Consider the following 14,367-nt stretch of genomic DNA (forward strand, 5'->3'; position numbering starts at 1 on the left):
CCCATGACAGATTTATGGCAGATTATCGCACGTACCCACTCGGACATGAATGCCTTAATTTGTTAATGCCCAAAAAATTAGCCTGATAAGCAAAGCAAAAGTCATATCTTTTGCTTTGCGTGCTCTGACAGTTCCAGGATGGAATTATTCAGAGCTTCCATAAGGGATTATCGGCAACGCTCATGGGGTGCTATTCGAACCGATCCTAGCCATAAATGCCACAACAAAAACAAAAACCCCGAATTGCATAACGCGATCGGGGCTTTCTTTCCTAGGCTTATGGCTTACACCATGCTCTGATTGATCAGACCAACAAGCGATTCAACCGTGTCACAAAATCGGCCGCATCGCTCAAATGCCCACCTTCCGCCAACGCCGCCTGGCCCAACAGAACACGGGCGATATCTTCAAAACGCGCATCGTCCGTTTCACTCGCCGCCCGCTGCAACAGTCGATGCTGCGGATTGATTTCCAGAATGGGCTTCACGGTCGGTGCCGCTTGACCCGCTTCTTTCAGCAAGCGCTGAAGGTGCAGGCTCATTTCCTCTTCCGTGGTCACCAGACAGGCCGGAGAGTCGACCAGACGCTTGGAGACACGCACATCATCGACTTGGTCACCCAAGGTTTTCTTAAGTCGCTCGACCAATGCATCCTGAGTTTCCTTGGCTTCCGGTTCCTCTTCGACGGTCTCGTCAAGGCTCAACTCGGCGCGCGTCACGGACTTGAATTTCTTGCCTTCGAATTCTGTCAACTGAGACATCAGCCATTCATCGATGCGATCCCACAACAGGAGCACCTCAATGCCTTTCTTGCGGAAGATTTCCAGATGCGGGGAGGCCAGCGCCGCGGCGTAAGAATCAGCGATGATGTAGTAAATCTCATCCTGGCCTTCCTGCATGCGGCCGATGACCTCTTTGAGGCTGACATTCTGCTCGTCCGATCCCGCATGCGTGGAGGCAAACCGCAACAATCCGGCGATCTGCTCGCGGTTACCGAAGTCCTCACCCACACCTTCCTTCAGAACCTGACCGAAGGTGCCCCAGAACTTGGCGTATTTTTCCTGCTCATTAGCCGCCAATTGTTCGAGCAGGCCCAGTACCCGCTTCACGGAACCCTGACGAATCGTGTCCAGCACCCGGTTGGACTGAAGGATTTCACGAGATACGTTCAGAGGCAGGTCAGCCGAGTCGATCACACCGCGCACAAAGCGCAGATAGCGGGGCATCAGTTTTTCGGCGTCATCCATGATGAAGACGCGCTTCACATACAGCTTGACGCCCTGCTTGGATTCGCGATCCCAGAGGTCGAACGGCGCGCGCGCCGGGATGTAGAGCAAGGAGGTATATTCGGTCTTGCCTTCGACGCGATTGTGCGTCCACGCCAGCGGCGCTTCCCAGTCGTGTCCGACATGCTTGTAAAACTCAATGTATTCCTCGTCGGTAATTTCCGATTTCGGGCGAACCCACAAGGCCTTGGCGTCATTGACGCGTTCCCATTCCGGTACCTCGGCCGCGTTCTCTTCCGCGTCATCGGCTTTGGGCGCGGGCACTTTGCGCATTTCGATGGGGAAGGTGATGTGGTCGGAGTATTTGCGAATCGTCGAGCGCAGACGCCAGTCATTGGCGAAGTCGGCGTGTTCCTCGCGCAGATGCAAGACAATCTTCGTGCCGCGATCGGGCTTCTCGACTGTCTCAAGCGTGTATTCGCCTTCGCCACGGGAAGTCCACTTCACACCATGCTCCGGGCCCATGCCCGCCCTGCGGGTGGTCAGGGTGACTTCATCGGCGACAATGAACGCGGAGTAGAAACCCACACCAAACTGACCGATCTGTGACAGATCCTTGGATTTGTCCTGTCCCAGCTTCTGGATGAAGGCCTTGGTGCCGGAACGCGCGATGGTACCGATATTCTCGATTACTTCATCCCGGTTCATCCCGATGCCGTTGTCTTCGATCGTGACGGTCTTGGCGGCTTCATCGAAGCTGACCCGAATACGCAACGACTCATCACCCTCGTACAACGCATCATCGGATACGGCCTCGAAACGCAACTTGTCACATGCGTCGGAGGCGTTGGAAATCAATTCCCGCAGGAAGATTTCGGGATTGGAGTACAGAGAGTGGATCATGAGCTGCAACAGCTCTTTGACTTCCGTTTGGAAACCCCGGGTTTCTGGCTGACTCATAAACTGTTCATCTCCACTAAAAATCAAAGGCAAAAAAACACCCCAGCGTTGTAGGGACGCTGGGGTGTTTTTCAAGAGCAATGCATTAATGCTTCGCCAGAAGGGCTTTTGCTCAGCCGCTTGCCAAGTCATGACTCCGGGATGCCCCCCCGAAGTCAAAACGCATTAAGCGTGAAACAAGATCAGCCCAATTTTTCGCGGATACGTGCTTTCTTGCCGGTCAAGCCGCGCAGGAAGTAGAGCTTGGCGCGACGGACGTCACCTCGGCGCTTGACTTCGATCGACGCAATCGCAGGGCTGTACGTCTGGAACACGCGCTCCAAACCTTCGCCGTATGAAATTTTGCGCACGGTGAACGCGGAGTTGATGCCGCGATTGCGGATCGCAATCACCACGCCTTCAAACGCCTGCAGACGCTCACGTTCGCCTTCTTTCACCTTAACCTGAACAACCACTGTGTCGCCGGGGGCAAACGCAGGAATCTCACGGTTCATTTGCTCTGCTTCGAGCGCTTGAATGATCTTGCTCATCACTTAACCTACCTAACTAGTCGTTCGTTTCGTCGGCATGCTGCCATGCCGACGTTAATAATGCCCGGGATCGCTCATCGACCCCGTACTCATAAAAAAGATCCGGCCGTGCCCGCGCCGTACCTGATATTCGTTGCTGCGCTCGCCACTGTTCAATGGCCGCATGATTTCCCGAACGCAGCACCGCGGGAATCCCCAAACCACGCCACACCTCGGGGCGGGTGTAGTGCGGATGATCAAGCAGATTCGTTTCAAACGAATCCTGCACGACGGACTGTGCATCACCTAACACCCCCGGCAGCCGCCGGGCAATGGCATCGATGATCACCATGGCGCCCAGCTCTCCACCGGAAAGCACATAATCACCGATCGATATCTGCTCATCGACCATCGATTCCAGAATCCGCTGATCAATACCTTCGTACCGACCACAGACGAGAATCAGATCCGACAAGGCCGAAAGTGTCTCGACCTTATCCCGATCCAGGCGTTGACCTTGCGGCGACAGGTAGACAACCCTTGCCCCTGAGTTTTCACCAGGGAGCGACTGCCTGGCCGACTCGATGGCTTCGGCCAGCGTCTGGGCCATCAGCAACATCCCCGGACCACCACCGAACGGGCGATCATCCACGGTCCGGTGACGGTTGGTGGCAAAGTCGCGCGGTGAAATCATCGTCAGCGCCAAAGCACCCGACTCAACCGCCACCCGCGGCATGCCGCTCGCACCAACCGCCGCAACCAGCTCAGGAAACAGCGTTACCACGGCAATATTCATGCGGTCTCCGCTTGACGAAACCGTCACCGGCTTACACGAGCCGGCGCTGATTAAAAATCAGGGTCCCAATCCACCACGATCAGACGCTGATCGAGATCGATCGAAACCAGCACGTCATCCGGAATGAACGGGATAAGTCGTTCTCGCTGACCCTCGCCGCCCACGACGAGGACATCGTTAGCGCCGGTTTCGAGCAATTCCTGCACCACACCGAAATGCTGGCCGGATACATGTTCCACGCGACACCCGGTGAGGTCGCGCCAATAATATTCGCCTTCAGCCGCCTTGGGCAACGCGTCAATCGGCACATGAATCTCGGCCCCGGTCAGCGCCTCGGCCTGGCTTCGATCATCCACGCCTTCCAGCTTGGCGACGATACCCTGGCTCTGAGCCGCAAATTTGGTGACCCGATACCACGTCCCATCTTTCCCGACCCCGCCGCCATCGACGGGAGGCCGGATAAACCACTGACGGTACTGTGTAATACCATCGACAGGACGCGTATAAGCGGTTATCCAGCACCAGCCTTTAACCCCGAATACACGCCCCACTACGCCGATCACCACCGATTCGGCGGGACTAGGCGGTTTTAACACGGTGCGATTAAGCAGCTGCGGCTTGCTTGCTGCTCTCACGGAGCAGGGCCGCTACACGGTCGCTGGGCTGAGCGCCTTGTCCAACCCAATGCTGAATACGCTCAACATTGATTTGCAGGCGAACTTCGGCACCACGCGCAACGGGGTTGAAGAAACCAACACGCTCAATGTACGCACCGCTGTCACGGGCGTTGCGGCTGTCGGTCACTACCAGATGGTAAAACGGACGCTTTTTGGCGCCGGTGCGAGCTAAACGGATCGATACCATGGGTCAATTTATCCTGTGTATATAAAAGAAGGCGGAGCAGCAACGAGCGCGCCACGCCTTTCAAAATTCAAGGCGCGTGATTTTACGCAAGTTTTCAGAAAAATAAAGCCTTACTTGTAAAAACGTTTTCCAGATGGTGTCCCCATCCTGCAAATAGTTCAACAATCAGATTGTATACGGGTCGCGCAGAACGATGGTTTCATCCCGATCCGGCCCGGTTGAAATGATATCCACCGGCACACCGACCAATTCCTCGATACGCTGAATGTAGCGACGCGCCTCGACGGGCAGGTCTTCCAGCTGGCGGATACCAACGGTTGAACCCGACCAACCGGAGATTTCTTCATATACCGGCACGCAGCGAGCGTAGGTTTCCGCACTCAACGGCGCGGTCTTGACCGGCTGCCCGTCGATCTCATAACCCACACAGACCCGGATACGCTCGATACCATCCAGCACATCCAGTTTGGTCAGGCACAGACCAGAAATACTGCTGATTTCGACCGCACGCCGCAGGGCAACCGCATCGAACCAACCGCAACGCCGGGCACGCCCCGTGGTGGCGCCGACCTCGTGCCCCTTGACGGCGAGATGGGTACCGATTTCATCATCCAGTTCCGTCGGGAACGGACCGCCACCCACGCGTGTGGTGTACGCCTTGGTGATCCCAAGCACATAGTCGAGTTCCAAAGGGCCCACGCCCGTGCCGGTACTGGCACCTCCGGCCGTGGTATTTGATGAAGTCACATAGGGGTACGTGCCGTGATCGATATCCAGCAAGGTTCCCTGCGCGCCTTCGAACATGAGGTTTGCCCCTTGTCGACGCAAATCCATCAGCCGGCCGGGCACATCACCCACCATCGGCGCAAGAATTTCGGCCTGAGCCAGAACCTGATCCAGCACCGCCTGAAAATCGATCGTGGACGTATGGAAATAATTGCGCAGAACAAAATTTTGGAAATCCAGCACTTCGCCCAGTTTCGCGGCCAACCGCTCCCGATGGAAGATGTCTTCCAGTCGGATAGCGCGCCGGGCGACCTTATCTTCATAGGCGGGGCCAATGCCCCGCCCCGTTGTACCGATCTTGGCCGCACCTCGGGCCTGCTCACGGGCCTGATCAAGGGCAACGTGATACGGCAGGATCAGCGGACAGGCCTCGGAAAGCGTCAAGCGCTCACGGGCAGGCACACCCTGCGATTCAAGCTCGGACATTTCCTTGATCAGGGCTTCGGGCGAGAGCACCACACCATTACCGATCAGGCATTGCACGTTCTCGCGCAGTACGCCTGATGGAATCAGATGCAAAACCGTTTTCTTCCCGCCGATAACCAGTGTGTGCCCAGCATTGTGGCCGCCCTGAAAGCGCACTACCGCCTGCGCCCGCTCCGTGAGCAGATCAACGATTTTCCCCTTGCCCTCATCACCCCACTGGGAGCCGAGTACAACAACACTTTTACCCATGATTGGTATCACCCATTAAATGCCATAAATCGTTTGTGCCATCACCCTGCCGAATCAGTTGTGGCGCACCGGGTGGTGCCGGCTGCGCAGTCATCACGACACGGCGCCCGGTCGCCCGTAAGCGCTCGACGGCGGCAATCAGAGCGGCATCGGCATAATCGGCGGGCGCATAAATCGTGGCGTCAATCGTCTCTTCACCATGGAAGAAGCGCAGCAACTCACGCAGGTCCGTGGAGAATCCGGTGGCAGGACGGGCACGACCGAACGCTTTACCGACATCGTCATATCGTCCGCCGCGGGCAATCTCTCGGCCCACACCGGGCGCATAGGCTGCGAACACAAGCCCGGTCTGGTAGTGATAACCGTGAAGCTCGGACAGGTCGATCAACACATCCACCCCGGGGAAGTTCCGCTCAATGCTGGAGCCAATAATCGCCAGGCGGTCGAGCGCACGCTGCACGTCCGATGTCATCACATCGGCCAGCACCACTTTTGCTTCAGACAATACTTTTGACCACGCTCCGTTGAGCTGGGTCAACATGGTCAGAGCATGGCCAACCGACGGGGAAATCTGCCGGGCCGCCAGCAGGGACTGGATATCTGCCGTGGATTTGCGCTGCAAGGCATCACGTGCGACCTCTTCATCTTCATCATCGAGGCCTGCCGCCACCGCCAACGCACCGAATACATCCACATGACCGAGATCGAGAACGATCCGCTCCACGCCCGCTTGTTCCAACTGCCTCAACATCAGGCTGATGATCTCAAGATCGCCCTCGACGCCTGCCACACCGTACAATTCCGCACCGACCTGCATGGGGGTGCGACTGCCTCCCAACCCATCCGGCCGCGCACGAACCACGGTCCCGAGGTAGCAGAGTCGACGTTCTGCTTCGGGCTTCATACTATGCGCGTCGATCCGGGCAATCTGCGGTGTCATGTCGGCGCGAAGACCGAGCTGACGACCGGTCAGGCCGTCAGTCATCTGCAAGGTATCCAGCACAAGATCCCGGCCCGAACCCACGAGTAGTGAATCCACAAATTCAACCAACGGGGGAATCACGAGATCGTACCCCGCCACATGAAACTGGTGCAGCAAGGCCGTGCGCAGCTGTTCTACCCGGCGCGCCTGGTCTGGCAGCAACTCATCAATACCCGCGGGTAAGGCCCAGCGGGAGAGTTTATGTGACATACAACTTCCTAAAACTCGGGTTCACCCTGAAACAGAATGGGCATGTTATACCCCCAATGCTCAGGCACAAAAAAAACCAGGCGAGCAAACCACTCACCCAGTTTGAAATCATGAGCTTGAATCAATGGCGCGACAACATCACCAATACCGCACCCACCACCAACACCACGAACGCGATAGCGCGCAATGCCCTGTCCGGGGTATTGGCGATTTGCTGCACGGCCTGTCGATAACCTCGCGGACTGACGAATGGCAGCAGCGCTTCGATGATCAACACCAATCCAAGTACCTGCAACCACCGGTCATCCACAACAATCGCCCCTCTGATCCCGCCCGGCATTCCTCAGTTTTTTACGCTTGGCTCTTGCGAATCACGGAAATACTTGAAGAACGGGCTCGCGGGATTCAGCACGAAGGTACCGCCGCCTTGATCGAAAGCCTTTTTATAGGCTTGCAGGCTACGATCGAATTCAAAGAACTTCGGATCTTCGCCGTAAGCCTTGGCATAAGTCGCAGCTGCGGCCGCATCACCGGCACCCCGGATTTCAGCGGCCTGACGTTCCGCCTCGGCGATGATGACCACACGTTCACGATCTGCCGCCGAAGTAATCTTCTTGGCCTGCTCCTCACCACGTGAGCGGATGGACTGGGCGACGGCAGAACGCTCTTTCTCCATCCGGGCATAAACAGATTGGCGCACCTCTTTGGGCAATTCGATCTGCATGATCCGGACATCGCTGATTTTTACGCCCAGGCCACCGATATCGCGGTTGGTCGTATCGATCACGGTCTTCATGAACAGATCACGATCACCGGAGACCACTTCGTTAACCGTGAGACTGGAGATCTGGCTTTTCATGGCATCACGGACGATCTGATCCATCCGGTTCATGGCGATTCGCTCGTCGCCACGGGTCGAGCGATAGAAATCTGCTGCGTTCACGATTTGCCACTTGATGTAGTAGTCGATGATCAGGTTTTTCTTTTCGCTGGTCAAAAACCGTTCCGGCTGCGAGGTCATCGTGAGCACACGGCGGTCGAACAGCTTGACGGTATTGATGAACGGCAGCTTGAAGTGCAGACCTGGGTCGAATTTGTCCTGAACAATTTCACCCAGACGGAACTCCAGCGCCGACTGATACTGCTTGACCTCGAACGTGGCTGTAGCGAATAAGAACACACCGATCACCACGATCGGCAGAACGACACGGTTAATTATGTTCATGGCGCACTCCTCGAACGCAGATCACCTCGGTTGTCGCTGGAAATGCTCCCTCTTGAATTACCGTTATCCGCCTGACTGGGCAGACTCGGCAGCGGCAGGCTGTCGAAATCGACAGGCTTGCCTGTCGGCGCACGTGCATCATTTGAGCCTAACGGCAAATAGAACACGTTGTTGCCCGAGCCGGAATCGACCACGATGCTCTTGTTCTTGGACAGCACGCCTGAAACGGCATCCAGATACATGCGTTCGCGCGCAATATCCGGTGCCAGCTTGTAGGACTTGAGCAGTTGTTCGAAACGGGAGGCATCACCCAGCGCTTCATTCGTCACCTTGGATTCGTAACCCTTGGCCTGCTCAATGATCTGCGCGGCATTACCACGTGCACGCGGCACGACCTTGTTAGCGTAGGCAGATGCTTCACTGATGTAGCGCTGCTCATCTTCACGCGCACGAATGGCGTCTTCGAAGGCGGGTTGAACGGCCTCCGGCGGCTGGATGTCCTGCAAGTTGACGGACTGAACTTTCAGGCCGGTATCATAGCCATCGAGCAGACTCTGCATGCGATCACGCACCAGACTGACAATTTCGGCACGGCCCTCGGTCAGCACGTTATCCATTTTCTTGGAGCCGATGACTTCACGAATCGCACTTTGCATGACATCGGAGAGCGTACTGTCTGGGTCACGCACGTTGAACAGGTACTTCACCGGGTCGGTGACCAGAAACTGGCTGCCGATTCTGACTTCGACGATATTCTCATCGTTAGTCAGTGACGTCATCTTGAGCTGCTTGTCGCGTAATTCATCGACATTGACCTTGACCACCGTACCGATGGGATACGGCAGATGCCAGTGCGGCCCCGCGCGGGTGGTATCGGTGTATTTACCGAATTGAAGCTCTACACCACGCTGTCCGGCATCAATGATGTAGATCCCGGAAAGCAGCCAGACGACGATCAGTAGTACCGCGACAACTGCGATACCCTTGCCGCCGCCGGCACCACCCATCGCACCGCCGAATTTTTTCTGCAGGCGTTCGATTGCTTCGTCGATATTGGGCGGTTTGCCGCTGCGGCGCGGATTGGACCAAGGATCATTATCCTTGCCGCTGCCGCCAGGTTCATTCCAAGCCATAGGTACTTACTCCGGAAAATTCGGCACGACCGTTGTGCGCCATATAAAAAATCGAACAAAACTAGAATTCAAAATGACGCATAAGTTTAGTGATGGCATCCATAAGTCGCAAGTCAAACGACCAAATTCGCCGTCGAAACGACCAGACGCGAGACACTAAACACCGCGCAACTAGGCTGGCGCCGCCAAGCAAGCCTCAAGTTCGGGATGATGCTTTCGCCACTGAGCCCAGCGGGCTTGTGTGAGCGAGAGCGTCAATTGCCAACCGGGTTGCACAAACTCGTCATGCATCTCGTCGTCCTGCCATTTCTCGGCGACGATGGCGCCCTCGTTCAGCCAGCGGGCGCGCAAACCACCGAGGCTTGCGGGGAGAAACAGGTTGATAGTAGTCCGCGTCGGGCGCAGGCGTTCGCCCAGCGCTTGTCGCAATAAATCCATGCCCAAACCGGATTGCGCCGACATCCAGACCCGATCGATTTCACCTGCTTCATTGTGGCTGATCTCAGGCGCTCGATCTTCGAGTTGATCGATCTTGTTCATTACAGTAAGCCGCGGCAATGTATCGGCACCGATCTCCTTGAGCACGACCTCGACATCCGTCATTTGACGATCCCGCTCGGGGCTGGCCGCGTCGACCACATGAATCAGCAGATCGGCCTCGAGCGTTTCCTCCAGCGTGGAGCGAAACGCGGTGACCAGTTCATGCGGCAAATGTCGAATAAATCCCACAGTATCGGCCAGAACCATCGGCTCGCCTGGCGCGAATTCCAGCCGTCGCAAGGTGGTATCGAGCGTGGCGAAGAGCTGATTGGCGGCGAATGTACCCGCCTCGGTCAGCGCATTGAACAGCGTGGACTTACCGGCATTGGTATAACCGACCAGCGACACCAGCGGCACCTCGGATTTCTGCCGCGTTTTACGGCCTTCCTGTCGCTGGCGTCGCACTTTGGCGATACGCTCCTGCAACTGCTTGATGCGGTCGTGGATCAGGCGTCGGTCCATTTCAAGCTGGGTTTCACCCGGCCCACGCAGACCGATCGAGCCGCCGCGCTGGCGCTCAAGGTGCGTCCAGCCCCGCACGAGGCGGGTGGAAAGATGCTTGAGTTGCGCCAGTTCGACTTGCAACTTGCCTTCGTGCGAGCGAGCGCGCTGAGAGAAAATATCCAGAATCAGCCCGGTGCGGTCAAGAACGCGGCATTGCAGCACCGCTTCCAGATTGCGCTCCTGCGACGGCGACAGCTGGGCATTGACCACCACAAGATCGGCTTCGGTATTTTTAACCAGATCGGCCAGTTCTTCGGCCTTGCCTTTGCCGATGTATAACCGCGGGTCGGGGGCTTCGCGACTGGCCAGACATTCTCCGAGAATTTCGGCGCCGGCCGAATCCACGAGTTCACGAAACTCATCGAGGTCTTCCGCGCGGCTCTGCTGACGGGAGACAACGTGAAGCAGGACGGCGCGTTCGCCGCCCTCATGCCGTTCAAAGAATTGCATTAAGGTGCTTCGTCTCCTGCAGGCTCTTCTTTTGAGGCCGGCTTGCCGCCGAACTCATCGTCGAAGTCGATATGGATTTCACGCGTCGGCACAATGGTGCTGATCGCGTGCTTGTAGACCAACTGGCTCACATTGTTCTTTAGCAGAACGACAAAGTTATCGAACGAGTCGATTTGCCCCTGGAGCTTGATGCCGTTGCGAAGGTATATGGACACAGGCACATGCTCGCGGCGCAGCGCGTTCAGATAGGGTTCTTGGAGTGACTGGGCTTTTGCCATTTTATTTTCCTCAATTGTAATTGGCAGCTTCCGATGCAAGACGCGCGGGATGGTGTTCATTCACTGGATGATCACCCGAATCGGCAGGCAATCATCGCTCGACGCATCTTGATTCTTACAGTAAGAGCGTAACACGTCGGCGCGATTTCCTTTTCACAAGATATCAACACGTGGATCCAAGTGCCTGCCTCAGATTCACACCGCTCAACCAAGTTCCCCGTTGGAGATGATTTCTCCGAGTGCCGACATGAGCGCACCCCGTTCTTCCGTCGGGTAGAACTGCGTTAGCGTCTGGCCACGCATCCAGGTGACCTGACGCTTGGCCAGTTGTCGGGTGGCCGTAATCGCACTTTGGCGCATCTCATCGTAATCCACCGTGCCGTCGAGATAATCCCAGACTTGGCGATAACCAACCGCGCGGATCGAGGGCATTCCGGGATGCAAGTCACCGCGCGCGCGCAAGGCCGCCACTTCATCCACCAGGCCAGCGTTAAGCATCTCATCGAACCGATCTGCCATCGCCTCGCGCGCATGGGCACGGGAGGCGGGCCACAATCCGAAACGATGCACGGCCCGACCTACGAGCGGCGATACCGGCGGATGCTCGTGCTGCCACTGACTCAAGGAACGACCGGTCGAGCGGAATACTTCAATGGCGCGACCGATCCGTTGCGGGTCGTTCGGATGAACCCGCGCCGCAACCTGTGGATCAAACGACTGGAGTTGCGCGTGCAGCGCGGGCCAGCCCAAACGCGCCGCCTCGGCCTGAACTTCGGCGCGCACGGCGGGATCGGTCGACGGCAATCGGGAAATGCCATCGAGCAACGCCTGAAAATACATCATGGTGCCACCCACCAGCAAAGGCAGCTTGCCAGCCGCTTCGGCCCGCTCGATCGCCGCCAAGGCATCACGACAAAACGCACTGACCGAATAGGTCTCAGCAGGATCACAAATATCCACCAGTTCATGCGGAAACTGCGCCAGCACCTCTGCTTCCGGCTTGGCCGAACCAATATTCATGTCGCGGTAGATCATCACCGAATCAACGCTGATTATCTGCACAGGGAATCGCGCCGCCAATTCGAGCGCCACGGCCGTTTTCCCCGAGGCCGTTGGGCCCAAGAGGGCGAGAACCGGTTTTTGCCCCGGCTCCGCATCGTGTGGGGTGGACGTTACCTGCATTACTGCCCCCGCATGAACAGTCGATCGAGATCGGTCATGGAAAGTTGTCGCCAGGTCGGCCGCCCGTGATTGCACTGGTCGGCCCGCTCGGTACGCTCCATGTCGCGCAGCAAGGCATCCATTTCCGGGCGGGTCAGGATGCGATTGGCGCGCACCGAGCCGTGGCAGGCCATGCGGGAGAGCACGGCATTGATCGGCTCGGTCAACACGGCTTGAGGTTGCCCCCAGTCCGGTTCTTCTTCGCTCAACGCGGACAACAGCGCACGGGCAAGCGCTTCGGCATCGGCATGACGCAACAAGGCAGCCAGGGCGGTTACGCGCACCCGGGTCGGCGCCACACGCGCCAGCACTACGCCTAAACGGGCGAAGGCTTCAGCTTGCGCTTCATATTGATCCGCCTCGGATTCCGTCACGGCGAATGTCACCGGCAGCAATAATGGCTGGATGGTCAATTCTTGTGCGGCGTAGGCCTTTTTCAACCGCTCGTAGGTGATGCGCTCGGCGGCAGCATGGGCATCGACGATCACCAACCCCTGCGCGTTCTGCGCCAGGATGTATACGCCATGCAGATGCGCCAGCGCGTAACCCAAAGGTGGGACTTCCTGTTCCGGCCGATCCGATGGTGATGCCTCACGAATCTCAGGCGCGACGGCTTGATCGAATGGGAAAGTCGACGGTGCGGCACTCGCGGCAAGCAGGTTCAAATACCCCTGAGCAGAAGAAGCTGAGGCAGGCATGGACCGCGCGGACGAACCCTGCCAGCCGCTCGTTCGCCTCTGTGGCTCCATCTGCCCGCCAAACGAGACCGTACCGGCCGAAGACTGCTCATCGACCGGTTCCGGCGAAACTGGCACAGCAGCACCCTGGGCCAGCGCCCGATGGATTTCGCGGAAAATAAAATCCTGCACGGCACGTGCATCACGGAAACGAACTTCTGCCTTGGTGGGATGCACATTGACATCAACCGCACGCGGGTCGAGATCGAGCGCCAGCACATAGGCCGGCTGACGGGCGTGGTGGAGCACGTCGGCGTATGCGCGTCGGATGGCGAAGCCGATCAGCCGATCGCGGACGATACGACCATTGACAAAAAACAACTGCTGATCGGTTGTCGAGCGGGCATAAGCCGGGTCGGCCACCCAGCCGCTCAGACTCAAGCCCGATGCCGCAGAATCGATCCGTCGGGCTCGGTTGAGAAACTCCGCGCCGAGCAATGCCTCGATACGTGAGGGCATCTGCTCGGCCAACTGTGCATGAGCAAGTGGAGTGAGTTCGAATACGAGCCGCCCCTGATGCGTCAGTGAAAAGCCGATCCCGGGATGGGCCAGCGCGAATCGACGCATGAGCTGGTCGATCTGGGAAAATTCGGTACGCTCGGTGCGCAGGAATTTGCGACGGGCGGGTGTGTTGTAGAACAGATCGACCACCGTGACCGTGGTTCCGACCGGATGCGCGGTCGGGCGACATTCCAGCGATTCGTTGGGGCTTAGAATCCATCCATGTGCATCGCGCTCGCGACGGGAAGACATGCTGACTTGCGCGATCGAGGCAATACTCGCCAATGCTTCTCCCCGAAAGCCCATGGTCGCCACCGATTCGAGTTCATCGAGCGAGCGGATTTTACTGGTGGCGTGGGCGGCGAAGGCAAGCGGAAGGTCTTCCACGGACATGCCGCAACCATCATCGCGCACCTCGATCAGGCGAGAACCGGCTTCTTCGATACGAACGTCGATTCGCCGGGCACCCGCATCAATGGCGTTCTCAACCAGCTCCTTGACCACGGAAGCCGGGCGTTCGACCACTTCACCAGCAGCAATCTGGTTGACCAATTCCGGCGGTAGTTGAGCGATATGAGGCATGAGGAAAGTTTACTTGGGTTTTTCGGATCGATGGCGTCGCATTCTAGCCCATCGGTTGCAGCGGGTTACACATCCGCAAACCGCCTTCACAAAGAATACGAGGGCACCACATGGATTAAGGGGCCGCGCATGCAAGGCTGCAAACCGATCATGATGCGGGAATTCATTGTGAGGTTTTAAAAAAACACG

General features: G+C 57.4%; 14 protein-coding genes. All 14 read right to left on the reverse strand.

Annotation, left to right across the window (positions count from 1 at the left end):
* Nucleotides 1–304: 304 nt before the first annotated feature.
* The 14 genes from htpG to mutL all read right to left on the reverse strand — a co-directional run bounded on the left by htpG (nt 305) and on the right by mutL (nt 14,178).
* Entirely contained in the window at nt 305–2,185 is a 1,881-nt protein-coding gene (gene htpG / locus PHD44_RS05215) for a molecular chaperone HtpG (protein ID WP_300188842.1), read from the reverse strand.
* A gap of 182 nt (nt 2,186–2,367) precedes the next feature.
* The gene (rplS, locus tag PHD44_RS05220) at nt 2,368–2,715 is read right to left on the reverse strand and encodes a 50S ribosomal protein L19 (RefSeq protein ID WP_012824857.1); all 348 of its coding nucleotides are present in this window, start codon (nt 2,713–2,715) and stop codon (nt 2,368–2,370) included.
* 16 nt (nt 2,716–2,731) lie between these two features.
* Entirely contained in the window at nt 2,732–3,490 is a 759-nt protein-coding gene (gene trmD / locus PHD44_RS05225) for a tRNA (guanosine(37)-N1)-methyltransferase TrmD (protein ID WP_300188845.1), read from the reverse strand.
* A gap of 50 nt (nt 3,491–3,540) precedes the next feature.
* Nucleotides 3,541–4,086 carry a ribosome maturation factor RimM gene (gene rimM / locus PHD44_RS05230; RefSeq protein ID WP_300188848.1) on the reverse strand — a complete coding sequence of 182 codons (546 nt, stop codon included), beginning with the start codon at nt 4,084–4,086 and terminating at the stop codon, nt 3,541–3,543.
* Between the two features lie 7 nt (nt 4,087–4,093).
* Entirely contained in the window at nt 4,094–4,354 is a 261-nt protein-coding gene (gene rpsP, locus PHD44_RS05235; protein WP_300188852.1) for a 30S ribosomal protein S16, read from the reverse strand.
* 165 nt (nt 4,355–4,519) lie between these two features.
* Nucleotides 4,520–5,815, reverse strand: a complete 1,296-nt coding sequence (locus tag PHD44_RS05240) for an adenylosuccinate synthase (RefSeq protein ID WP_300188855.1) — start codon at nt 5,813–5,815, stop codon at nt 4,520–4,522.
* Complete coding sequence (locus PHD44_RS05245) at nt 5,808–7,007, reverse strand: ATP phosphoribosyltransferase regulatory subunit (RefSeq protein WP_300188857.1); 1,200 nt, start codon at nt 7,005–7,007, stop codon at nt 5,808–5,810. The genes PHD44_RS05240 and PHD44_RS05245 overlap by 8 nt, the downstream gene beginning before the upstream one ends.
* A 121-nt stretch (nt 7,008–7,128) precedes the next feature.
* On the reverse strand, nt 7,129–7,317 hold the full coding sequence (locus PHD44_RS05250) for a DUF2065 domain-containing protein (protein WP_300188859.1): 189 nt from the start codon (nt 7,315–7,317) through the stop codon (nt 7,129–7,131).
* A 33-nt stretch (nt 7,318–7,350) separates the two neighbouring features.
* Nucleotides 7,351–8,232 (reverse strand): protease modulator HflC, encoded by an 882-nt coding sequence (hflC, locus tag PHD44_RS05255; RefSeq protein WP_300188862.1) that lies wholly within the window; start codon nt 8,230–8,232, stop codon nt 7,351–7,353.
* Nucleotides 8,229–9,365 carry an FtsH protease activity modulator HflK gene (hflK, locus tag PHD44_RS05260; RefSeq protein ID WP_300188864.1) on the reverse strand — a complete coding sequence of 379 codons (1,137 nt, stop codon included), beginning with the start codon at nt 9,363–9,365 and terminating at the stop codon, nt 8,229–8,231. Before hflK ends, hflC begins: the two co-directional genes overlap by 4 nt.
* Before the next feature lie 171 nt (nt 9,366–9,536).
* Nucleotides 9,537–10,859, reverse strand: coding sequence for a ribosome rescue GTPase HflX (gene hflX, locus PHD44_RS05265; RefSeq protein ID WP_300188867.1), 1,323 nt, complete (start codon nt 10,857–10,859; stop codon nt 9,537–9,539).
* Nucleotides 10,859–11,137, reverse strand: coding sequence for an RNA chaperone Hfq (gene hfq, locus PHD44_RS05270; protein WP_012824867.1), 279 nt, complete (start codon nt 11,135–11,137; stop codon nt 10,859–10,861). Before hfq ends, hflX begins: the two co-directional genes overlap by 1 nt.
* Before the next feature lie 204 nt (nt 11,138–11,341).
* Nucleotides 11,342–12,319 (reverse strand): tRNA (adenosine(37)-N6)-dimethylallyltransferase MiaA, encoded by a 978-nt coding sequence (miaA, locus tag PHD44_RS05275; protein WP_300188869.1) that lies wholly within the window; start codon nt 12,317–12,319, stop codon nt 11,342–11,344.
* Nucleotides 12,319–14,178, reverse strand: coding sequence for a DNA mismatch repair endonuclease MutL (gene mutL / locus PHD44_RS05280; protein WP_300188872.1), 1,860 nt, complete (start codon nt 14,176–14,178; stop codon nt 12,319–12,321). Before mutL ends, miaA begins: the two co-directional genes overlap by 1 nt.
* Nucleotides 14,179–14,367 lie beyond the last annotated feature (189 nt).

The sequence above is a fragment of the Halothiobacillus sp. genome (genome assembly GCF_028710545.1).
Lineage (GTDB): Bacteria > Pseudomonadota > Gammaproteobacteria > Halothiobacillales > Halothiobacillaceae > Halothiobacillus.

Coding starts and splice junctions, on each gene's coding strand:
- htpG (WP_300188842.1), bottom strand. CDS start 2,185: ATGAGTCAGCCAGAAACCCGGGGTTTCCAAACGGAAGTCAAAGAGCTG.
- rplS (WP_012824857.1), bottom strand. CDS start 2,715: ATGAGCAAGATCATTCAAGCGCTCGAAGCAGAGCAAATGAACCGTGAG.
- trmD (WP_300188845.1), bottom strand. CDS start 3,490: ATGAATATTGCCGTGGTAACGCTGTTTCCTGAGCTGGTTGCGGCGGTT.
- rpsP (WP_300188852.1), bottom strand. CDS start 4,354: ATGGTATCGATCCGTTTAGCTCGCACCGGCGCCAAAAAGCGTCCGTTT.
- PHD44_RS05240 (WP_300188855.1), bottom strand. CDS start 5,815: ATGGGTAAAAGTGTTGTTGTACTCGGCTCCCAGTGGGGTGATGAGGGC.
- PHD44_RS05245 (WP_300188857.1), bottom strand. CDS start 7,007: ATGTCACATAAACTCTCCCGCTGGGCCTTACCCGCGGGTATTGATGAG.
- hflC (WP_300188862.1), bottom strand. CDS start 8,232: ATGAACATAATTAACCGTGTCGTTCTGCCGATCGTGGTGATCGGTGTG.
- hflK (WP_300188864.1), bottom strand. CDS start 9,365: ATGGCTTGGAATGAACCTGGCGGCAGCGGCAAGGATAATGATCCTTGG.
- hflX (WP_300188867.1), bottom strand. CDS start 10,859: ATGCAATTCTTTGAACGGCATGAGGGCGGCGAACGCGCCGTCCTGCTT.
- hfq (WP_012824867.1), bottom strand. CDS start 11,137: ATGGCAAAAGCCCAGTCACTCCAAGAACCCTATCTGAACGCGCTGCGC.
- miaA (WP_300188869.1), bottom strand. CDS start 12,319: ATGCAGGTAACGTCCACCCCACACGATGCGGAGCCGGGGCAAAAACCG.
- mutL (WP_300188872.1), bottom strand. CDS start 14,178: ATGCCTCATATCGCTCAACTACCGCCGGAATTGGTCAACCAGATTGCT.